This is a genomic window from Luteimonas sp. Soil_N_1 (assembly GCF_057656255.1).
In genome coordinates this window covers 2,739,129-2,756,913 of the sequence record NZ_JBDGKS010000001.1, presented here as the reverse complement: position 1 = coordinate 2,756,913, position 17,785 = coordinate 2,739,129, and the positions used below count along the sequence as shown (strand labels likewise).

The 17,785-nt window shown below is 67.4% G+C and carries 17 protein-coding genes and 1 tRNA gene; 9 read left to right on the top strand and 9 right to left on the bottom strand.

Annotated elements, in window-relative coordinates; all coding sequences use genetic code 11:
- Window positions 1–19 precede the first annotated feature (19 nt).
- The 8 genes from infC (at window position 20) to AC3A4E_RS12805 (ending at window position 5,937) form a co-directional block, all read left to right on the top strand.
- Entirely contained in the window at window positions 20–568 is a 549-nt protein-coding gene (infC, locus tag AC3A4E_RS12840) for a translation initiation factor IF-3 (RefSeq protein WP_232134607.1), read from the top strand.
- A gap of 374 nt (window positions 569–942) precedes the next feature.
- Complete coding sequence (gene rpmI / locus AC3A4E_RS12835; protein ID WP_159678262.1) at window positions 943–1,140, top strand: 50S ribosomal protein L35; 198 nt, start codon at window positions 943–945, stop codon at window positions 1,138–1,140.
- Window positions 1,141–1,153: 13 nt separating this feature from the next.
- Entirely contained in the window at window positions 1,154–1,513 is a 360-nt protein-coding gene (gene rplT / locus AC3A4E_RS12830; RefSeq protein ID WP_159678264.1) for a 50S ribosomal protein L20, read from the top strand.
- 146 nt (window positions 1,514–1,659) lie between these two features.
- Window positions 1,660–2,655, top strand: coding sequence for a phenylalanine--tRNA ligase subunit alpha (gene pheS / locus AC3A4E_RS12825; RefSeq protein WP_487631813.1), 996 nt, complete (start codon window positions 1,660–1,662; stop codon window positions 2,653–2,655).
- A gap of 88 nt (window positions 2,656–2,743) precedes the next feature.
- On the top strand, window positions 2,744–5,119 hold the full coding sequence (gene pheT / locus AC3A4E_RS12820) for a phenylalanine--tRNA ligase subunit beta (RefSeq protein WP_487631812.1): 2,376 nt from the start codon (window positions 2,744–2,746) through the stop codon (window positions 5,117–5,119).
- Window positions 5,120–5,141: 22 nt separating this feature from the next.
- A complete protein-coding gene (locus AC3A4E_RS12815; protein WP_232114670.1) occupies window positions 5,142–5,453 on the top strand; it encodes an integration host factor subunit alpha in 312 nt (103 codons plus the stop codon).
- Entirely contained in the window at window positions 5,446–5,802 is a 357-nt protein-coding gene (locus AC3A4E_RS12810; RefSeq protein ID WP_047136502.1) for a MerR family transcriptional regulator, read from the top strand. Before AC3A4E_RS12815 ends, AC3A4E_RS12810 begins: the two co-directional genes overlap by 8 nt.
- 58 nt (window positions 5,803–5,860) lie before the next feature.
- A tRNA-Pro gene (locus AC3A4E_RS12805) sits at window positions 5,861–5,937 on the top strand.
- Between the two features lie 71 nt (window positions 5,938–6,008).
- On the opposite strand, the gene AC3A4E_RS12800 is transcribed toward AC3A4E_RS12805, so the two are convergent.
- On the bottom strand, window positions 6,009–6,176 hold the full coding sequence (locus AC3A4E_RS12800) for a hypothetical protein (protein WP_487631811.1): 168 nt from the start codon (window positions 6,174–6,176) through the stop codon (window positions 6,009–6,011).
- Between the two features lie 198 nt (window positions 6,177–6,374).
- On the opposite strand from AC3A4E_RS12800, the gene AC3A4E_RS12795 reads away from it, so the two are divergent.
- Window positions 6,375–7,484, top strand: coding sequence for a TraB/GumN family protein (locus AC3A4E_RS12795; protein WP_487631810.1), 1,110 nt, complete (start codon window positions 6,375–6,377; stop codon window positions 7,482–7,484).
- An 18-nt stretch (window positions 7,485–7,502) separates the two neighbouring features.
- On the opposite strand, the gene AC3A4E_RS12790 is transcribed toward AC3A4E_RS12795, so the two are convergent.
- The 8 genes from AC3A4E_RS12790 to AC3A4E_RS12755 form a co-directional block, all read right to left on the bottom strand.
- Window positions 7,503–8,384, bottom strand: coding sequence for a DUF6999 family protein (locus AC3A4E_RS12790; protein ID WP_487631809.1), 882 nt, complete (start codon window positions 8,382–8,384; stop codon window positions 7,503–7,505).
- Window positions 8,385–8,387: 3 nt separating this feature from the next.
- Complete coding sequence (locus AC3A4E_RS12785) at window positions 8,388–10,319, bottom strand: 3-oxoacyl-[acyl-carrier-protein] synthase III C-terminal domain-containing protein (protein ID WP_487631808.1); 1,932 nt, start codon at window positions 10,317–10,319, stop codon at window positions 8,388–8,390.
- Complete coding sequence (locus tag AC3A4E_RS12780; RefSeq protein ID WP_487631807.1) at window positions 10,320–11,210, bottom strand: fatty acid desaturase; 891 nt, start codon at window positions 11,208–11,210, stop codon at window positions 10,320–10,322. It abuts the gene before it with no gap.
- Window positions 11,207–11,971: a sterol desaturase family protein gene (locus AC3A4E_RS12775; RefSeq protein ID WP_487631806.1), complete on the bottom strand. Its 765-nt coding sequence runs from the start codon at window positions 11,969–11,971 to the stop codon at window positions 11,207–11,209. The genes AC3A4E_RS12780 and AC3A4E_RS12775 overlap by 4 nt, the downstream gene beginning before the upstream one ends.
- Before the next feature lie 45 nt (window positions 11,972–12,016).
- On the bottom strand, window positions 12,017–13,921 hold the full coding sequence (dxs, locus tag AC3A4E_RS12770; RefSeq protein WP_487631805.1) for a 1-deoxy-D-xylulose-5-phosphate synthase: 1,905 nt from the start codon (window positions 13,919–13,921) through the stop codon (window positions 12,017–12,019).
- Between the two features lie 60 nt (window positions 13,922–13,981).
- Window positions 13,982–15,109, bottom strand: a complete 1,128-nt coding sequence (locus AC3A4E_RS12765; protein ID WP_487631804.1) for a hypothetical protein — start codon at window positions 15,107–15,109, stop codon at window positions 13,982–13,984.
- 108 nt (window positions 15,110–15,217) lie between these two features.
- Entirely contained in the window at window positions 15,218–15,877 is a 660-nt protein-coding gene (locus tag AC3A4E_RS12760; RefSeq protein WP_487631803.1) for an HNH endonuclease, read from the bottom strand.
- A 95-nt stretch (window positions 15,878–15,972) separates the two neighbouring features.
- Entirely contained in the window at window positions 15,973–17,763 is a 1,791-nt protein-coding gene (locus AC3A4E_RS12755; RefSeq protein WP_487631802.1) for an acyl-CoA dehydrogenase C-terminal domain-containing protein, read from the bottom strand.
- Between the last annotated feature and the right edge of the window lie 22 nt (window positions 17,764–17,785).

The window sequence follows — 17,785 nt, the reverse complement described above, 5'->3', positions numbered from 1 at the left end:
TGGTTGACGAGCCGGCGGTATGTTCCATTTCGGAGATCGCAGTATTAGCACCCCTGACAACAAGCAGAATCGGCGCAACCAGGACATCCGCGTACCGCGGGTGCGTGTCATTGGTTCCGACGGCGAGATGATCGGCGTCCTCACGCGCGAAGAAGCGCTGAAGGCTGCCGAGGAGGAAGGTCTCGACCTCGTCGAGATCCAGCCGAACGCGGATCCGCCGGTCTGCAAGATCATGGACTTCGGCAAGTTCAAGTTCGACCTCCAGAAGAAGGCGAACGAGGCCAAGAAGAAGACCAAGCAGCAGGAAATCAAGGAACTCAAGTTCCGGCCGGTCACCGATGAAGGCGACTACCAGATCAAGCTGCGCAAGATGCGCGGGTTCCTCGAGGACGGCGACAAGATCAAGGTCAACATCCGCTTCCGTGGCCGCGAGATGAGCCACCAGGAACTGGGTCGCGAGATGGCGTCGCGCATCGAGACCGATCTGGGCGAGGACATCGTCATTGAATCGCGTCCGCGCCTCGAAGGCCGGCAGATGGTGATGATGATCGCGCCAAAGAAGAAGTAATCCGCGCTTCGTGCGGATTCCCTTGGCCGCTTCCTTGAAGTCGGCTGAAGGTGGAGGAGGCGCCGCGAGGCGCCTCTTTCCGTTCCAGGTTGGGCGGTAGAGGGTTCGGCGCTTCGGTCTCTGGATCACGCGAGGGGCGCGATCGCCGCCGGGCAACCGGCAGCACCGGCGCCTTCCGCCAACCCGATGATTTGCAAGCCGAATCCGCGCACGGCATAATGCGCGGCTCCCCGGTCCGCCGGGGTGGCAGATTCATCCAGGACCCGCCTGGATTCCTTCATGGGATCAAAGGCTTAAAACCGGCATGGGCAGGACGGAAAGCGTGGCAACAGCCACCGCCCAGTCAGTACTCGTATCCCACAAGGACTCTCGCAATGCCCAAGATCAAGACGCACCGGGGCGCCGCCAAGCGGTTCCGGAAGACGGCGTCCGGCAAGTTCAAGGCCGGCCACGCAAACCGTAGCCACATCCTCACGAAGAAGACGACCAAGCGGAAGCGCGGTCTTCGTCAGACGAACATCATTCCGGCGTGTGATAGCGGTCGTGTCGCCCGCATGCTGCCGTATCTCTGAGGAGGACTGAACCATGGCTCGAGTCAAGCGGGGCGTCCAGGCACGCCGTCGTCACAAGAAGGTCCTCGGCCGCGCGAAGGGCTATTACAACGCCCGTCGCAAGGTCTTCCGCGTCGCCAAGCAGGCCGTCATCAAGGCTGGCCAGTACGCGTACATCGGTCGCAAGCTCAAGAAGCGCGATTTCCGTTCGCTGTGGATCACGCGTATCAACGCGGCCGCACGTCTGAACGGCATCAGCTACAGCCGCTTCATGAACGGTCTGCTCAAGGCTGGCATCACCCTGGATCGCAAGATCCTGGCTGATCTCGCGGTCAACGATGCAACCGGCTTTGCCGCGCTCGCCGAGAAGGCGAAGGGCGCGCTGGCGGCCTGAGGCCGTCGTCTCCACCGTAAAGCGGTACTGCCGCCGGATCCGTCCGGCGGTCACGTGGGGAAGGGCGCAAGTCCTTCCCCATTGTTGTTTGTGGCGCCGGATTTTCCGGGCGTGACATCCCCCATCAGCGACGGGCCAGCAGTGCGATGAGCGAAATCGACTCCCTTTCGAACCAGGCGCTTGCCGATATCGAGGCGGCCGACACGCCCGAGGCGCTCGAAGCGCTGCGTGTCGGACTGCTCGGCAAGAGCGGCAGCATCACGTCGCAGCTCAAGGCGCTCGGCGCATTGCCCGGCGACCAGCGCAAAGCGGCGGGCGAGGCGATCAACCGTGCGCGCGACGTGATCGGCACCGCGCTGTCGACGCGCAAGATCGCGCTCGACGACATCGCCCTCGACGCGAAGCTGTCCTCGCAGACCATCGATGTGACCCTGCCGGGTCGCGACGGTGCGCGCGGCGGCGTGCATCCGATCAGCCGCACGCTCGAGCGCATCGCCGACATCTTCGGGCGTCTGGGCTACGAGCTCGCCGACGGTCCCGAGATCGAGGACGACTGGCACAACTTCGAGGCCTTGAACTTCCCGCCGCACCATCCCGCGCGCGCGATGCACGACACGTTCTATTTCGGCGACGGCCGCCTGTTGCGCACGCACACCTCGGGCGTGCAGGTGCGCTACATGGGCGAGCACGCGCCGCCGCTGCGCATGATCGCGGCCGGCAAGGTCTACCGCTCCGACAGCGACCAGACGCATTCGCCGATGTTCCACCAGGTCGAAGGCCTGCTGGTCGACGAACACGCGACGTTCGCCGACCTCAAGGGCACGCTGAGCGAATTCGTCCGCGCGTTCTTCGAGCGCGACTTCGAGATGCGTTTTCGCCCTAGCTATTTCCCGTTCGTCGAACCCGGCGCCGAAGTCGACATCGCCTGGCAGCAGGCTGATGGCAGCACGCGCTGGCTCGAAGTGCTGGGCTGCGGCATGGTCCATCCGAACGTACTGAAAGCCGTCGGCATCGATCCCGAGCGCTACACCGGCTTCGCCTTCGGCCTCGGCGTCGAGCGCTTCGCGATGCTGCGCTATGGGGTCGACGATCTGCGTGCGTTCTTCGACAACGATGTGCGCTTCCTGCGCCAGTTCGCGTAAGCCCAGGCGCGTCGCGCCTGCATCTTCTCCGCGTCATCCGTAGCGAACAGGTCCCGCAGTGCCGGGACGACGATTCCAAGAGATCGCCATGAAATTTTCCGAGAACTGGCTGCGCCAGCACGTCAAGACCGATGCCACCCGTGACCAGCTGGCGGCGACGCTGACCGCGATCGGCCTGGAAGTCGAAGAGATCACGCCGCTGGGCGAGGCGCTCGATGGCGTCGTCGTCGCGCGCATCGTCTCGGCCGAGAAGCATCCCGAAGCCGACCGTCTGCAGGTCTGTCAGGTCGATGCCGGTGGCCAGACGCTGCAGATCGTCTGCGGTGCGCCGAACGCGCGTCCGGGCCTGGTCGCGCCGCTGGCACTGATCGGCACGACCGTCGGCACGTTGACGATCAAAGCTGCGCAGCTACGCGGCGTCGATTCCAACGGCATGCTGTGCTCGGCCAAGGAGCTCGGCATCGACGCCGACGCATCCGGTCTGCTCGAACTGCCTGACGATGCGCCGATCGGCGCGCCGCTGGCCGAGTATCTCGGACTGCCCGACGCGAGCATCGAGCTCAAGCTCACGCCGAACCGCGCCGACTGCTTCGGCATCCGCGGCATCGCGTTCGACGTGGCCGCCGCCTGCGGCAGCGAAGTCGCGCCGCTCGACGCACCGGCTGTGCCGGTTGCCTCGGATGCATCGCTGCAGGTCGTGCTCGACGCGGGCGCCGATGCGCCGCGCTATCTCGGCCGGGTGATCGAAGGCATCGACGCGATGCGCCCGACGCCGTCGTGGATGGCCGAGCGCCTGCGTCGCAGTGGCGTGCGTCCGGTCAGCTTCCTCGTCGACGTCACCCAGTATGTGATGCTCGAACTCGGCCAGCCGATGCATGCTTTCGACCGCGACCTGCTCAAAGGCCCGGTCGGCGTGCGCCGCGCGCGCAAGGGCGAAACGCTCAAGCTGCTCGACGGTCGCGACGTGACGCTGGACGAACAGTTCCTCGCGGTCACCGACGCCGACCGCGTCGTCGCGCTGGCCGGTGTCATGGGCGGTTTCGACACGCGGGTGACCGACGGCACCCGCAACGTGTTCCTCGAATCCGCGCACTTCGCGCCGGACGCGATCATCGGCCGCAGCCGCCGTCTGGGCCTGCACACCGATGCAGCGCACCGTTTCGAGCGCGGCGTGGATCCCGAGCTGCCGCGGACCGCGATCGAATACGCGACGCGCCTGATTCTCGATGTCGCCGGCGGTAGCGCCGGTCCGGTGACCGCCGCCGAACTCGAGGCGCATCTCGCGCAGCCGCGCACGATCCCGCTGCGTCGCGCGCGCCTGACGCGCGTGCTCGGCCTGACGGTCGACGATGCGGAGATCGAACGCATCCTGCGCGCGCTGGGGCTCACCGTCGTCGCCGATGTCGAAGGCTGGCAGGTCACCGCGCCGACGCGTCGCTTCGATCTGGCGATCGAGGAAGACCTGATCGAAGAGGTCGTGCGCATCCACGGCTACGATCGCGTGCCGACCACGCTGCCCGGCGGTGCGACGCGCATCGCTGCGCCCAGCGAGACCCACGTGGCCGAGGCCGAGCTGCGTCGTCAGATGGTCGCCCGCGACTGCCTGGAAACGGTCAACTTCGCCTTCGTCGATGCGTCGCTGCTCGCGACCTGGCAGGCGGATGCCGGCAGCGTGCCGCTGGCCAATCCGCTGAGCGCCGAACTCGGCGTCATGCGCACCGCATTGCTGCCGGGCCTGGTGTCCACGCTCGCGCGCAACCTCGCGCGCCAGCAGGAGCGCGTGCGCCTGTTCGAAATCGGCAAGGTCTTCGCGCAGGCGGATGCCACTGGCGCCGCACCCGTCGAGACCTTGCGAGTGGCTGCCGCGGTCGCCGGCGATGCCGGTGTCGAGCAGTGGGGCGATGCGACGCGCGCGGTCGATTACTTCGATCTCAAGGGCGATCTCGAAGCGCTGGCAGCTGTCGCCGGTGCGACGCTGACGTTCACGCGTTCAACCACGCCGCACGGCCATCCCGGTCGCTCGGCCGATGTGTTGCGCGACGGCGCGCGCGTGGGCTGGATCGGCGAATTGCACCCGCGCCTGCTGCGCGCGCTAGACATCGACGTGCCGGTGGTGGCGTTCGAACTCGACGCGTCCGCGCTGCAGGCACGTCCGCTGCCACGCGTGACCGGGCTGTCGAAGTTCCCGTCCGTGCGTCGCGACCTGGCGATCGTGGCGCCGGAATCGGTCGACTGGTCAGCGCTGGAAAATACCGTGCGCGCATCCGCTGGACCGCTGCTGGCCGACGTGCGCCTGTTCGACCGTTATGCCGGGCAGGGGGTCGAAACGGGGTTCAGGAGTCTCGCCATGGGCTTGATTCTGCAGGAAAGTTCACGCACTCTGACCGATCGCGATGTCGATGCTGTCGTTGCGGACGTGGTGGCCGCGCTCGCGCGCGAACACGACGCGAAGATCCGGGGCTGAGGCCTCACAGGGGGATGGCTGCGTGGCACTGACGAAGGCGGACATGGCCGAGAAGCTTTACGAGGAAGTCGGCTTGAACAAGCGCGAGGCGAAGGAATTCGTCGACGCCTTCTTCGACGTGCTGCGCGATGCGCTGCAGCAGGGCCGTCAGGTCAAGCTGTCGGGCTTCGGCAATTTCGACCTGCGCCGCAAGAACGAGCGCCCGGGCCGCAACCCCAAGACCGGTGAGGAGATTCCGATCTCCGCGCGCACCGTGGTGACCTTCCGTCCGGGCCAGAAGCTCAAGGAACGCGTCGAGGCCTATACCGGCTCGGTGGGCGCCGCGCATGCTTGATCCGGGCAGCAACCGCGAACTGCCGCCGATCCCGGCGAAGCGCTACTTCACCATCGGTGAGGTCAGCGAGCTGTGCGACGTCAAGCCGCACGTGCTGCGTTACTGGGAGACGGAATTTCCGAGCCTGAGCCCGGTCAAGCGCCGCGGCAACCGCCGGTACTACCAGCGGCACGACGTGCTGATGGTGCGCCAGATCCGCGGCCTGCTGTACGAACAGGGCTATACGATCGGCGGCGCGCGCCTGCGTCTGGAGGGCGAGGGCGCCAAGCAGGAGTCCGCGCTGAGCAGCCAGATCGTGCGCCAGGTGCGCATGGAGCTCGAGGACGTGCTGCAGTTGCTGAAGCGCTGAGCACGCCGCGTCACATGGATGGGCGAAACGCCCGCCAGACGGTATAATTTCCAGATTCCGGGGTATAGCGCAGCCTGGTAGCGCACTTGTCTGGGGGACAAGTGGTCGTCGGTTCAAATCCGGCTACCCCGACCAAAACATGCGACATCCGAACGGCCCGTGCGCAAGCGCGGGCCGTTCTGTTTGTGGACGTATCGATCATTACTTCAGGCCGGATCGAGCAGCGCGCGACCTTCTTTCGTGAGATCGATGTCGCCGTCCTCGGCAAGCACGGCGTAGCCCGCATTGACGGCCCAGTCGGTCTCCGATTCGCTGATGGGCGTTGTCGCATCGATGTCGCGCAGGATGCGGCGCTGGTCGCTGTCGATCGTCATGGCGGTCTTCCGGTATGGGGAGTTCGCACGTTAACGATGCCGGTGTCGGCGAGACGTGCGCGCTTTGATGACCGACCCACCAACCGGCTGCACATGCTGCAACGCTGAACGGAAAGCCGGAGATGTGCCGGATGCCATGCGCGTTCGCAAAGGCAGCTTCGTATGCTCAGCCTTCATCTTCTTGAACGGATCTGGCTGATGGACAAGCGGTTCGGCATCGCAGTGCGCGCATTCGCACTGGCTTCGGTATCGGTGGTCGCGACAGTGCACGCGCAGGACGTTGCGGCGACGTTGCCTGCGCCTGCCGCGCAGACCGTCACCTCCGACGTCCGCGACATGGAGACCGTCGTCGTCACCGGTGTACAGCCCGGTCCGGGCCTGTGGCGGGTGCGGCGTGGCGATGGCCACACGCTCTACATCCTCGGTACCCAGTCGCCGCTGCCGGCAGACATGACCTGGCGCGCGGATGAGGTGCGCGAGGTGCTGGCGGAAGCCGGCGCGGTCCTCGGGCCGCCGGGTGCGCAGTGGGACGCCGACATCGGATTCTTCGGCAAGTTGACGCTCGCGCCGTCGGCGTTCCGGGCGATGCGCAATCCGGACGGCGCGACGCTCGACGAACTGCTGCCGCCCGACCTCTACGCACGCTGGGCCGCACTGAAGGCGCGCTACATCGGGCGCGATCGCGGCATCGAGCGCAAGCGGCCTTTCATCGCGGTCTACCAGCTGTACCGTGCGGCGCTGGAGCGCAACGGTCTGCGCGAGGGCGGCGTTATCGGGCCGGTGATCGACGAAGTGTTGAAGGCGCGGGGTATGGAGATCACACCGACGATGCTGGCGCTGAAGATCGACGATCCGCGCGGTGCGCTGGCGACCTTCCGTCGCGAGGTGCTCAAACCCGAAGACCTCGCCTGCGTGCGCAGCACCCTGGACATCATCGAGAACGATCTGCCGCGCATCGCGGCGCGCGCGAATGCCTGGGCGGTCGGCGACCTCGACGCATTGCGCGCCATGCCGGACGCGCGCGCCCAGCTCATGGCCTGTCTGTCTGCATGGACCGCGAGCGAGACCGCGCGCGAGCTGGGCATGGCGGATGTCCAGTCGAAGGTCAGTGCGGCCTGGCTGTCGAAAGTGGACGCCGCGATGGCCGGGCATGAGGTGGTGTTCGCGACCGTGGCCCTGGATTCGCTGCTGCGCGCCGATGGACAGCTCGCAGCGTTGCGCGCCCGCGGCTACACCGTGCTGGCGCCCGACGAAAGCGACGATGCGGACGAGGTCACGCCGGAGGTCGCGTCACCCGGCAGCCCGTGACCCGGCGAGCGGCACGTTTCAGGCGGCCTGCGCTTCCGCCTGCGCGCGACGCTTGAGCAGGAACGCGTGCAGCATCTCGGTCGACAGGCCGTGCAGGGTCAGCCGATAGCCTGCGCGCAGGGTCGACATCGGCACGAGAGGATGCTTGTTGTTGACCAGCACGAGGTGCGCGTGCGCGTCGAGAATGGTGGCGGCGTACAGGCCGATGGTCTCGTCGAGCTGCAGCGAGTTGGTGGCGCGCCAGAAGTCGCTGTCGGTCAGCAGCAGCTGGTAGATCGGCGTGAACAGTTCGATCGAGCTCTGCAGGTCGAGGAAGTTGCTCCACCGGCGCGGCATGTCCGACAGCGCCAGCGCCGGCTGCTGGATCATCGACAGGTCGGGATTCGGCACCGGGACGAGCGTTTGCCCGGCGTCCCGGAGGTTGCGGTTGAGCCGGATGATGAAGTTGTAGAGGTTCAGGTCGTGGACCAGGAACATGTCCTCTCGCACATCGGAGATCCGCTCGGGACGCAGCGGGTTGACCGGTGTATCGGTGCCGGAGTTGCGCGCGATGAATTCCAGCACCTGCGAGCCGAGGTGGAAGTGGCGGAGGATCAGCCAGTTCGCCTCGGGCCGGATGAAGCGTGCCATCCCCCACGCCAGCAGGCGGTGCAGCAGGCGCGAGAACGCCAGCTTGCGTGGCGTAAAGGTCTTGATCACCTGGAACAGGATGATCAGCGTGCGCGCCAGCGGCCGCACGAACGGCAGCAGGAACTGCCGTGAGCGCGAGCTCGAGTCGGCCAGCCAGGCGCGCTTGACCGACTCGTCGATCGGCGTGCTGCCGTCGAGGTACATCGCCAGCCAGGGATTGGGGTCGCGCGGATCGTAGGGCTGGTCGAGGAAATCGCCGTGCAGGTCCATTCCTTACTCCGGGGTCTGGTCGGCGGGGATGTGGTCGAACTGCATCAGGTAGAGCTCGGCAGTGCGGCGTGCGGTGTCGACGATCGCACGCGCGCCTGCGCCATCCGCATCGTGCCCGAGCACGATTTCCACTGCGCGCAGCCAGCGCAGCAGGTGATGCGCGTCGTTCTCGCCGTGGTAGTCGAGGAAGCGGAACGCATCACGCGGTACCGCATCGGCGTGGTCACCGGTCAGCGCCGCTTTCATCAGCGGCAGCAGCGCCGGAATGATGCGTTGGCCTGTGCCTTCGATGATGTAGATCGCGCCCAGCAGACCGATCGGATTGGGACACGCTGCCAGCGCGTGCAGATAGCTGTTGAGCGCTTCGCCGCCGGGGTTGCGGCGCAACTGGTCGATGTCGGACACCGTGCCGCCCGCCCTGCGGTAATCCTCGAAGAGGATCATGAAATCGTCCTGTTCGTCGCTGGCATGCAGTTCGATCAGGTCCGAGAGTGCCTCGTACGGCGCGCGTACCGAGGCGGCACCTTCGCGCATCCACTTGCTGCCCTCTCGCACCTGCGGGATCCAGCTCCGCATCCAGGCGATGTAGTCGGCGCGGCGGAAGCGGCGTTCCCGCAACGCGCGGATCGGGGGCGTCCGCCAGGCGCGCGAGCGGTAGTCGTGCCAGATGCCGGCCAGTTCGCCCAGCAGATGGCGCAACGCTTCGGGCGCATCCGCCGGGTCGTGCGGCGGGGCGACCGGGCCGATGCCATCGTCGGCAGCGACCGGCATGGGCGTCTGACGCGGTGTGGTGGCCGGTGCCTGCGGTGCGTCCGCGGCCTCCACTTCGATCAGTGCGAACGACACGGTGAAGCGTCCCGATTCGGGCACGAAGCACAGGATCTTCTGGCCGGGCTGCAGCGTATGCGTGCGCACGAATTCGTCGAGCATCACGAAGATCGACGCCGAGCCCGTGTTGCCGCGCTGGACGAGGTTGCTGTACCAGCGCTCGCGCGGAATCGAGAGACCGGCCTTGGCCATCAGCTCGTCGACCACCGGAGCGAATTTCTCGGACGAGTAGTGGCACAGGAAGTGGTCGACGTCTTCGGGCGCGAACCAGCCCGCGTGCGCGAGCCGGGCGTATTCGTGGATGCCGACATCGAACAGGTGCGGCAACAGACGGATGTCCTGGCGCAGGAACAGCGCGCCGTCGGCCTCTGCATCCGACCACGCGGCGTAGTCGAGGTGCGAGCGGCTGCGGTCCGCCGTGAGTCCGAGTTGCATGCACACCGGATAGTCGCCGGAGAACGAGCGCTGGTGGATCCAGCGCAGACGCAGGCGCAGTCCTCGGTCCGCATCCGGCGCGGAGGTGAGCAGCAGCGCACCGGCGCCGTCGGAGAGCATCCAGCGCAGGAAGTGCGCATCGAAGTCCGCGTCGTAGCCACGTGCGGCATAGCGGGAACGCTTGAACAGCCGCGACGGCATCTCCGCCGCGGCGACCAGCGCGTTGGTATGGCTGCCCAGTTCCACCGATGCCGCGGCCGCCTCCAGCGCACCCATGCCCGAGGCGCAGATGCCGTGGCTGGAGAAGGTCTGCATCGGCGGTCCCGAGAGTTCTCCCAGCACCATGCTGGCGAAACCGGGCATCAGGGCGTCGCCGCCGGCGGTGCCGCAGGCCAGCAGGCCGATCTCGTCGAGGCTGCGTCCACCATCGCGCAGACAGGTCTGGATCGCCTCGATCGCCATGCCCGCGCAACTGGTGCGGGTGGCGCCGCTGTCGTCGATGGCGTAATGGCGGTTGAGGATGCCGTTCTCGTCGAGAATCCGGCGCTTGATGCGTGCCGATACGCGCGACAGGGGCGCGATGTAGGCGTCCATGGCGTCGTTGTCGATGGCAGGGCCGGGCAGGTGCCGGCCGGTGCCCTGGATCCAGGTGCGTTTCAGGGAAACAGGCATTCAATATCCCGCGACGGGTGGAGGCGACGGTGGGTGCGTCTCGCGCAACGAGCGGGAACGCAGCGACCGGAAGAAGGGTGCCAGCAGGAACACGCGGACAACATAGGCAGCGAGCCCGCGTTCGAGCAATGGCGACGGAATGCGGTCGCGGTACTGCCGATGCAGGGCAGGAAGCGTCGACCAGTGGGCGTGGCCGTGTTCGTGGTGCGCGGTGTGCAGGCCGATGTTGAACAGCAGCGGATTGAGCCAGCCCTCGAAGTTGCGGGCGTATCCGTAGCGGTGGTGCTCGTCGGCGTGCGCATGCTGCAGGTAGTTGGCCCCCAGCAGCCAGTGCAGGCCGAACAGCTGCGGCACGATCACGAACGCGAAGGCCTTCCCCGCATCGAGCCACAGCAACAGCGACCAGCTGCCCAGCCACACCGCGTACTGCAGCATGCACAGCGCGAAGGCATGCGGCGAGTGCCGCGACAGGCGGCACAGCCAGCGCCAGGCCAGCGGATACACCACCCACGCCGCCTGCACCGGATGCAGCGCCCAGCCGGGCAGATGGTTGTGATCGCCGAACCGCCAGGTGCGCATCACGTCGCGCGCGCCCTGCCGGTGGCGGTGATGGTTGGCGTTGTGGGTGGGCCGGAAGATGCAGGTGGGGTGCCCCTGCAGCAGCGTCACCGCAAAATCGGTCGCGCGGTTGGCCGGACGCATGTGCCACATCGGCAGGTGCGCATGGTTGTGGTGGATCACGCTGATGCCCACGGCCAGGAACAGGCTCAACGCGTAGAGCACCGGTTCGAAGCCGTGCTGCCACTGCCAGGCGATCAGCAACGGCTGCGCGGCAAGGTAGGCGAGCGACTGCAGGTCACGTCGGTGACGCAGCCAGCGCCGGGGTGTCACGCACGCGCTCCGGGGCGCGTGCGTGATGCGGGCGCGGACACCGCCTCGGCCGGCAGCTCGGTGCGCAGCCACTGGTCGAACCACGGCAGCAGGAATCCGTAATTGCCGTGATAGCGGGCATGGTGCTGCTGGTGGCGGCGACTGGCCCCGAGCGGGCCGCGCGCGGGGGCATGACGGCTGAATTCGTAATTGGCGTGTCCCAGGCTGTTGAGCGCGATGCTCATGACCGGCAGCACGGCCAGCGCCTGGAAGCTGAAATCGTGCAGCAGCATCGGAACCAGCGGGACGCTGCCGAGCATCAGCGCCTCGACCGGATGGAAGGCGTAGGTGGAGAACGGGGTCGGGACGTGCGAGCGATGGTGATCGACGTGGAACCGTCGCAGCGGCCGGGTGTGCAGCAGCCGGTGACTGGCGTAGAAGTGCAGTTCGTTCCACAGGAACAGCACGCCGATCTCCAGCGCGATGCGCCACACCGAAGGATCCGGCTCGACGCTGGCCCAGCCCAGTCGCAGCAGCCCCCAGGGCACGATCAGGCCGATGCCGAACACCAGGATCGAGATGCAGGCCTCGCGGATCTCGCGTGCCGTCTGGCCAGGCAGGAGCGGGCGCGTATCGAGCACCCGGCCGACACCCATCGCCGGCAGCAGGTGTCGCGTGAGCCACAGGGTCACCAGTGCGCTGCCGAAGTAGAGCAGCGCAAACCAGGCGACGCCGAAGATCGCAACCTCCCACGCCGCCAGCCCGGTGAACCAGTCACCCATACGGAATGTCTCCGCGCATCAAGGCCCGTGCCCCGACGCGTCGACTCACGCCGACGCGCGCTCCGCGACGGGCGCGTCCAGGGCCGGCCAGCGGGCGAGCACCGCGCGACGGATCCCTGCGGCATCGAGCCCGGCTTCGGCGAGCAGATCCTCACGGCTGGCGTGATGCTGGAACGCGTCCGGCAGGCCGAGATGCAGCACGGGCATCACCACGCCTTCCGCGTTGAGCAGCTCGGCGACGCCCGAGCCGGCGCCGCCGGCGACGACATTGTCTTCGAGCGTCACGAAGCCGTCGTGGGTCTTCGCCAGTTCCAGCAGCAGTGCGCGGTCGAGCGGACGCACGAAGCGCATGTTCACCACGGTCACACCGAGCGCCTCGCCGACCTGTTCGGCGGCCGGCACGATCGCACCGAACGCCAGCAGGGCGATGCGCGAACCGCGGCGGCGCAGATCGGCCTTGCCGATCGGCAGGGTGTCGAGCGTCGTGTCGATCGCGACGCCGGGGCCGCTGCCGCGCGGATAACGCACCGCGGCCGGGCCCTCATGGCGGAAGCCGGTCGTCAGCATCGCGCGGCATTCGTTCTCGTCGGCCGGCGCCATGATCACCATGTGCGGCACGCAGCGCAGGAAGCTCAGGTCGAGGTTGCCGGCATGGGTGGCGCCGTCCGGACCGACGACGCCGCCGCGGTCGATCGCGAACAGCACGTCGAGCTTCTGCACCGCGACGTCGTGGACCAGCTGGTCGTAGGCGCGCTGCAGGAAGGTCGAATAGATCGCGACGACCGGCTTGGCGCCTTCGCATGCCATGCCAGCGGCCAGCGTCACCGCATGCTGTTCGGCGATGGCGGTGTCGAAGTAGCGCGCCGGGTATGCCTTGCTGAAACGTACGAGGCCAGAACCTTCACGCATCGCCGGCGTGATGCCGAGCAGCAGCGGATCGGCGGCGGCCATGTCGCAGATCCAGTCGCCGAACACGTCGGTGTAGGTCGGCTTCCTGGCACCGCTCTTGGCGACCAGGCCCTTGTCCGGATCGAACGGGGACACGGCGTGATAGCCGATCTGGTCGCCTTCGGCGAGTTCGTAGCCCTTGCCCTTCGTCGTGATGACATGCAGCAGCTGCGGACCCTTGAGGCCCTTGAGCGTCTTGAGCGTCTCGACCAGCGCCTTGACGTCGTGACCGTCGATCGGGCCGGTGTAGTGGAAGCCCATTTCCTCGAACAGCGTGGACGGCACGAACATGCCCTTCCAGTGTTCCTCCCAGCGCCGCACGAACTTCGCGGTCGGATTGTTCTTGTCGCCGAGCAGCTTCTTGCCGCCTTCGCGCAGCGCATTGAGCGTGCGGTTGCCGGTCGCGCGCCCCAGCATCTTGGTCAGCCCGCCGACGGCTTCGCTGATCGACATGCGGTTGTCGTTGAGCACCACCAGCAGGTCGGGCTCGGGTTCCATGCCCCCGGCGTGGTTGAGCGCCTCGTAGACCATGCCCGCGGTCATCGCGCCGTCGCCGATCACCGCGACCACGCGGCGGTCGTTGCCGGCCTGCGCGTTGGCGATCGCCATACCCAGCGCGGCGGAGATCGACGTGGACGAGTGGCCGACGCCGAAGGTGTCGTACTCGGACTCCTCGCGCTTGGGGAACGGCGCCACGCCGTCCTTCTGCTTGACCGTGTGGATGCGGTCGCGGCGGCCGGTCAGGATCTTGTGCGGATAGGTCTGATGGCCGACGTCCCAGACGATGCGGTCGTCGGGTGTGTCGTACAGATAGTGCAGAACCGTCGTCAGCTCGATCACACCGAGGCCGGCGCCGAAATGGCCGCCGCTCTTGCCGACGGATTCGATGAGATAGGCGCGCAGTTCGTCGGCGATCGCGGGCAGTTCGGCTTCGTCGAACTGGCGCAGGTCGGACGGCGCGTCGATGCGCGCGAGGCGCGGATAGCGCGTGGAGTCGATCATCCGCCAATTGTACGCCGCAGCCCTGCGGCTGGCGTCATCGGCGGAGGGCGGGCAGGCGTCTCAGCGGCCCCGCAGACGGGCGAAGAAACCGCCGGTGCGCTCGTTCGGTTCGACCGCCACGGGAGGCTCGACAAAGGGCGTGGCGTAGCCGGTCGCGAGATTCGCGTTCACGAAACGCACCACATCTTCGGCAGGCAAGCCGCTGGCGGCGATGATCGCCTCCAGGGTCGAAGGCCCCTTCATCATGGCCGTCGCAATCCGGAAATGGCGGGGATACTCGCGCTCGGTCTGCGGCCATTTGTTCAGCTGGAAGCGGGCGTCGGGATCGTGGTCCGGAATGCCCGTGCCGTCTCCGGCAAGCAGACCGCCCAGCCAGACCAGACGCGACAGGGGCTGTGGCGTCCCTGCACTGGCGACCTCCCGACTCCAGGTGGTGTCATCGACCGTCTCGAGGGCCTCGGGTTCGATCGGCAGATCGAAGTACTGCGTCAACGGCTTGAGTGTCGATGGTCCGAAGTACTGCTGCGCGTCGAAGTCGAGCCACAGCGTGGGTCCGGTCTCGCTGCGATAGCGACGACGGCCGTGGAGCACACCGGCATCGAGCCAGGCCGCGAAGGATCGCGCGTGCTCCGGGGCGGGTGTCGCGACCGCCGCGGGCGGCGCATCCGGACCGTGCGTCGCGACATCCGGATCCTCCGCGGCGTGCTGGACGAAGCCCGTGTGCATCGGTGCTTCGACCGCGGACAGTCGTGGCGGGTTGTCGGGCTCCGGCGATGTCCGGACCGCATCTGTCGTGACCGGTGCCGGTGCGGTGTCCGACATGTCGACGGCGCTGCCTGCCTCCAAGACAGGTTCCGGTGTGCGCGAATCGAGCGCGATGTCCTGCGTCGTGGCGATCTCGCGCAACAGTGCCGCCATCGCGCCGTCGTCGAAGGGACGTCCGAGCCGGAAGTGGGTCTGGACACGTGGCGCCGATGTCAGGCCGACAATCTGCTTGCCCGCGGCATGCAGGCGCAGCCAGCTCATCGGGCCATACATGCTGTCCATGTCGACCACCACGTGTTCGGCTTCGGGCTCCGCAACCATCGCAAACCGCTCGCCCAGCTGCGCATTGGCACCGGCAAACGCCGCGCGCAACGCCGTTTCAGTGGCGTTGTCCATTCCGCTCAGGGCGATGGTCAGGGGCATGGGAAATACCGGGCGGCCTGACGCGACGGGCGTCGTGATGCCCGAAGTGTAGCCAGTGGGGTGGGCGCTGTGCAGCGCACGGCGGGGCGGTGCACGGGACGCGCGGCGTCAGCGACGCTCGCGGCGTGGCAGGTGGGTACTCAGGAACGCCATCTGGTCCGCCAGGATATTGCGGTTGCTGAGGATCAGGTGTTCGATCCAGCTCGGCCGGAACGGAACGGCCAGCAGCGGCATGGCCGCTTCCTGTGGCGTGCGCGCGCCCTTGCGGGAATTGCACTGGAAGCAGGCGGTGACAACGTTCTCCCAGATGTCCAGGCCGCCACGTGACAGCGGTTCGACATGGTCGCGGGTCAGGACCTGGCGGCCGGCCCGACGACCGCAATAGAGACAGAGCTGGTGGTCGCGTGCGAACAGGGCGGTATTGCTCAGCGCGGGCGTCGGGTCTGTCGCGCTCGGTCGCACATGGCTGCGGCCGGCGATGATCGGGTGCAGGTCCATGCGGCTCTGCGCGCCCGTCGCGCGGCACAGCCCGCCATGCAGCGTCATGCAGGGATCGCCCAGCGTCCACGCAACCGCGCCACGCGCGTAGAGACAGGCGGCGTCCTGCCAGCTGATCCAGTTGAGTGCGCGCCCGTGCGCGTCGAGCGCGAGCAGGCGGACCGCGTCGCGACGCGGGGCGGCTGCAGAAAGTGCGGGGGAGACTCCGGAATCCGGCGCTGCTGCAGCGCCGGTGGGGATCAGGCGTGTAATCGCGCTGTATGCCTCCATTGCGACCGAGCATATACCCGATCGATGACACTTTGTGCAACGGAGCACGCGCACGTCGCGACGCCGGGCGGCAGTCGCAACGTGCGCGCCGGGCCTCAGCTGTCGAGTGCCTCGTCGGCAATCGACAGCAGCGCGGCCGGGCCGCTCGCGATCGCTGCTGCGTGGGTCAGCGTGCGTGGCAGGATGCGGGTGAAATAGAAGCGGGCGGTCTCGCGCTTGCCGGCCTTGAAGGTCTCCGGACGGGACGAAGCATCGGCGACCGCGACGCTGCGCGCCCACCAGTAGGCCAGCGCCACATAGCCGGAGAAGAACAGGTAGTCATAGGCGGCCGCGCCGATTTCCTCGGGATCGGCCGCCGCGCGCTCTGCGATCGAACGCGTCAGCGCCTGCCACTCACCGGCCTTCGTCCGCAGCGGCTCGATGAACTCGGCCAGCGCCGCATCGTGCGCGTGCTCGACGCAGAAGCGCTCGATCATGCCGAGGAACACGCGCAGGCCTGCGCCCTGCAGCTGCAGGGTCTTGCGGCCCATCAGGTCCAGCGCCTGGATGCCGGTGGTGCCCTCGTAGAGCGTGGTGATGCGCGCGTCGCGCGCCAGCTGCTCGATGCCGTGCTCGGCGATGTAGCCGTGGCCGCCGAAGCACTGCAGCGCGTGATAGGTGCACTCGTTGCCCCACTCGGTCAGGCAACCCTTGACGATCGGCGTCAGGAAACCGAGCAGATCGTCGGCTTCCTTGCGCGCGGCGGCATCGCTGGCGAGTTCCGCGCTGTCGACGAGGGAGCCTGCGTGGTACGCCAGCAGGCGGCCGCCTTCGGTGAGCGACTTGCAGGTCAGCAGCATGCGCCGCACATCGGGCTGCACGAGGATGGGATCGGCCGGCTGGGAGGGCAGCTTCGGCCCCGACAGGGCGCGCGACTGGAGACGCTCACGCGCGTACCGCAGCGCGTTCTCGTAGGCGCGCGTGGCGAGACCCAGACCCTGCACACCGACGCCGAGCCGCGCGGTGTTCATCATCGTAAACATCGCCAGCAGGCCCTTGTGGGGCTGGCCGATGAGATACCCCTGCGCGCCGTCGAAGTTCATCACACAGGTGGCGGAGCCGTGGATGCCCATCTTGTGTTCGACCGCGCCGCAGCGCACCGCGTTGCGCTCGCCGAGCGTGCCGTCGCGCGCCACCTGCACCTTCGGCACGATGAACAACGAGATGCCACGGCTGCCTTCGGGCGCATCGGGCAGGCGCGCGAGCACGAGGTGGATGATGTTGTCGGTGAGGTCGTGCTCGCCGGCGGTGATGAAGATCTTGGTGCCGGTGATCGCGTACGTGTCGTCGCCGGTGGGTTCGGCGCGGGTCTTCAGCAGGCCGAGGTCGGTACCGCAGTGCGGCTCTGTGAGGCACATGGTGCCCGTCCAGGTGCCCGCGATCAGCGGCTTGAGGAAGACTTCCTTCTGCCACGCCTCGCCATGATGGTGCAGGGCATTGACCGCACCGTGCGAGAGCAGCGGGAAATTGCTCCACGCGAGATTGGCCGCGTCGATCATCTCTTCCAGGCAGATGCCGATCGCATGCGGCAGATTCATGCCACCGAATTCTGCCGGTGCACTCATGCCGGTCCAGCCGCCTTCGGCGAACTGCACATAGGCGGCCTTGAACCCGTCGGGCGTGGTGACCGCACCGGTGGCCTTGTCGAAGCGCACGCCCTGTTCGTCACCGATGCGGTTCAACGGCGCGAGCACGGTTTCGCTCAGTCGCGCGCATTCGTCGAGCACGGCGTCGACGGTCTCCCGGTTGGCGTCCTCGAACCCGAGCTCGGAAAACAGGGATTCGACCTGCAGCACGTCGTGCAGCGCGAAGCGGATATCGGTCAGCGGGGCGTGGTAGGTGCTCATGCGTCCTGGCTCTTGTTCTTCA

Coding starts and splice junctions, on each gene's coding strand:
- infC (WP_232134607.1), top strand. CDS start 20: ATGTTCCATTTCGGAGATCGCAGTATTAGCACCCCTGACAACAAGCAG.
- rpmI (WP_159678262.1), top strand. CDS start 943: ATGCCCAAGATCAAGACGCACCGGGGCGCCGCCAAGCGGTTCCGGAAG.
- rplT (WP_159678264.1), top strand. CDS start 1,154: ATGGCTCGAGTCAAGCGGGGCGTCCAGGCACGCCGTCGTCACAAGAAG.
- pheS (WP_487631813.1), top strand. CDS start 1,660: ATGAGCGAAATCGACTCCCTTTCGAACCAGGCGCTTGCCGATATCGAG.
- pheT (WP_487631812.1), top strand. CDS start 2,744: ATGAAATTTTCCGAGAACTGGCTGCGCCAGCACGTCAAGACCGATGCC.
- AC3A4E_RS12810 (WP_047136502.1), top strand. CDS start 5,446: ATGCTTGATCCGGGCAGCAACCGCGAACTGCCGCCGATCCCGGCGAAG.
- AC3A4E_RS12800 (WP_487631811.1), bottom strand. CDS start 6,176: ATGACGATCGACAGCGACCAGCGCCGCATCCTGCGCGACATCGATGCG.
- AC3A4E_RS12795 (WP_487631810.1), top strand. CDS start 6,375: ATGGACAAGCGGTTCGGCATCGCAGTGCGCGCATTCGCACTGGCTTCG.
- AC3A4E_RS12790 (WP_487631809.1), bottom strand. CDS start 8,384: ATGGACCTGCACGGCGATTTCCTCGACCAGCCCTACGATCCGCGCGAC.
- AC3A4E_RS12785 (WP_487631808.1), bottom strand. CDS start 10,319: ATGCCTGTTTCCCTGAAACGCACCTGGATCCAGGGCACCGGCCGGCAC.
- AC3A4E_RS12775 (WP_487631806.1), bottom strand. CDS start 11,971: ATGGGTGACTGGTTCACCGGGCTGGCGGCGTGGGAGGTTGCGATCTTC.
- dxs (WP_487631805.1), bottom strand. CDS start 13,921: ATGATCGACTCCACGCGCTATCCGCGCCTCGCGCGCATCGACGCGCCG.
- AC3A4E_RS12765 (WP_487631804.1), bottom strand. CDS start 15,109: ATGCCCCTGACCATCGCCCTGAGCGGAATGGACAACGCCACTGAAACG.
- AC3A4E_RS12760 (WP_487631803.1), bottom strand. CDS start 15,877: ATGGAGGCATACAGCGCGATTACACGCCTGATCCCCACCGGCGCTGCA.
- AC3A4E_RS12755 (WP_487631802.1), bottom strand. CDS start 17,763: ATGAGCACCTACCACGCCCCGCTGACCGATATCCGCTTCGCGCTGCAC.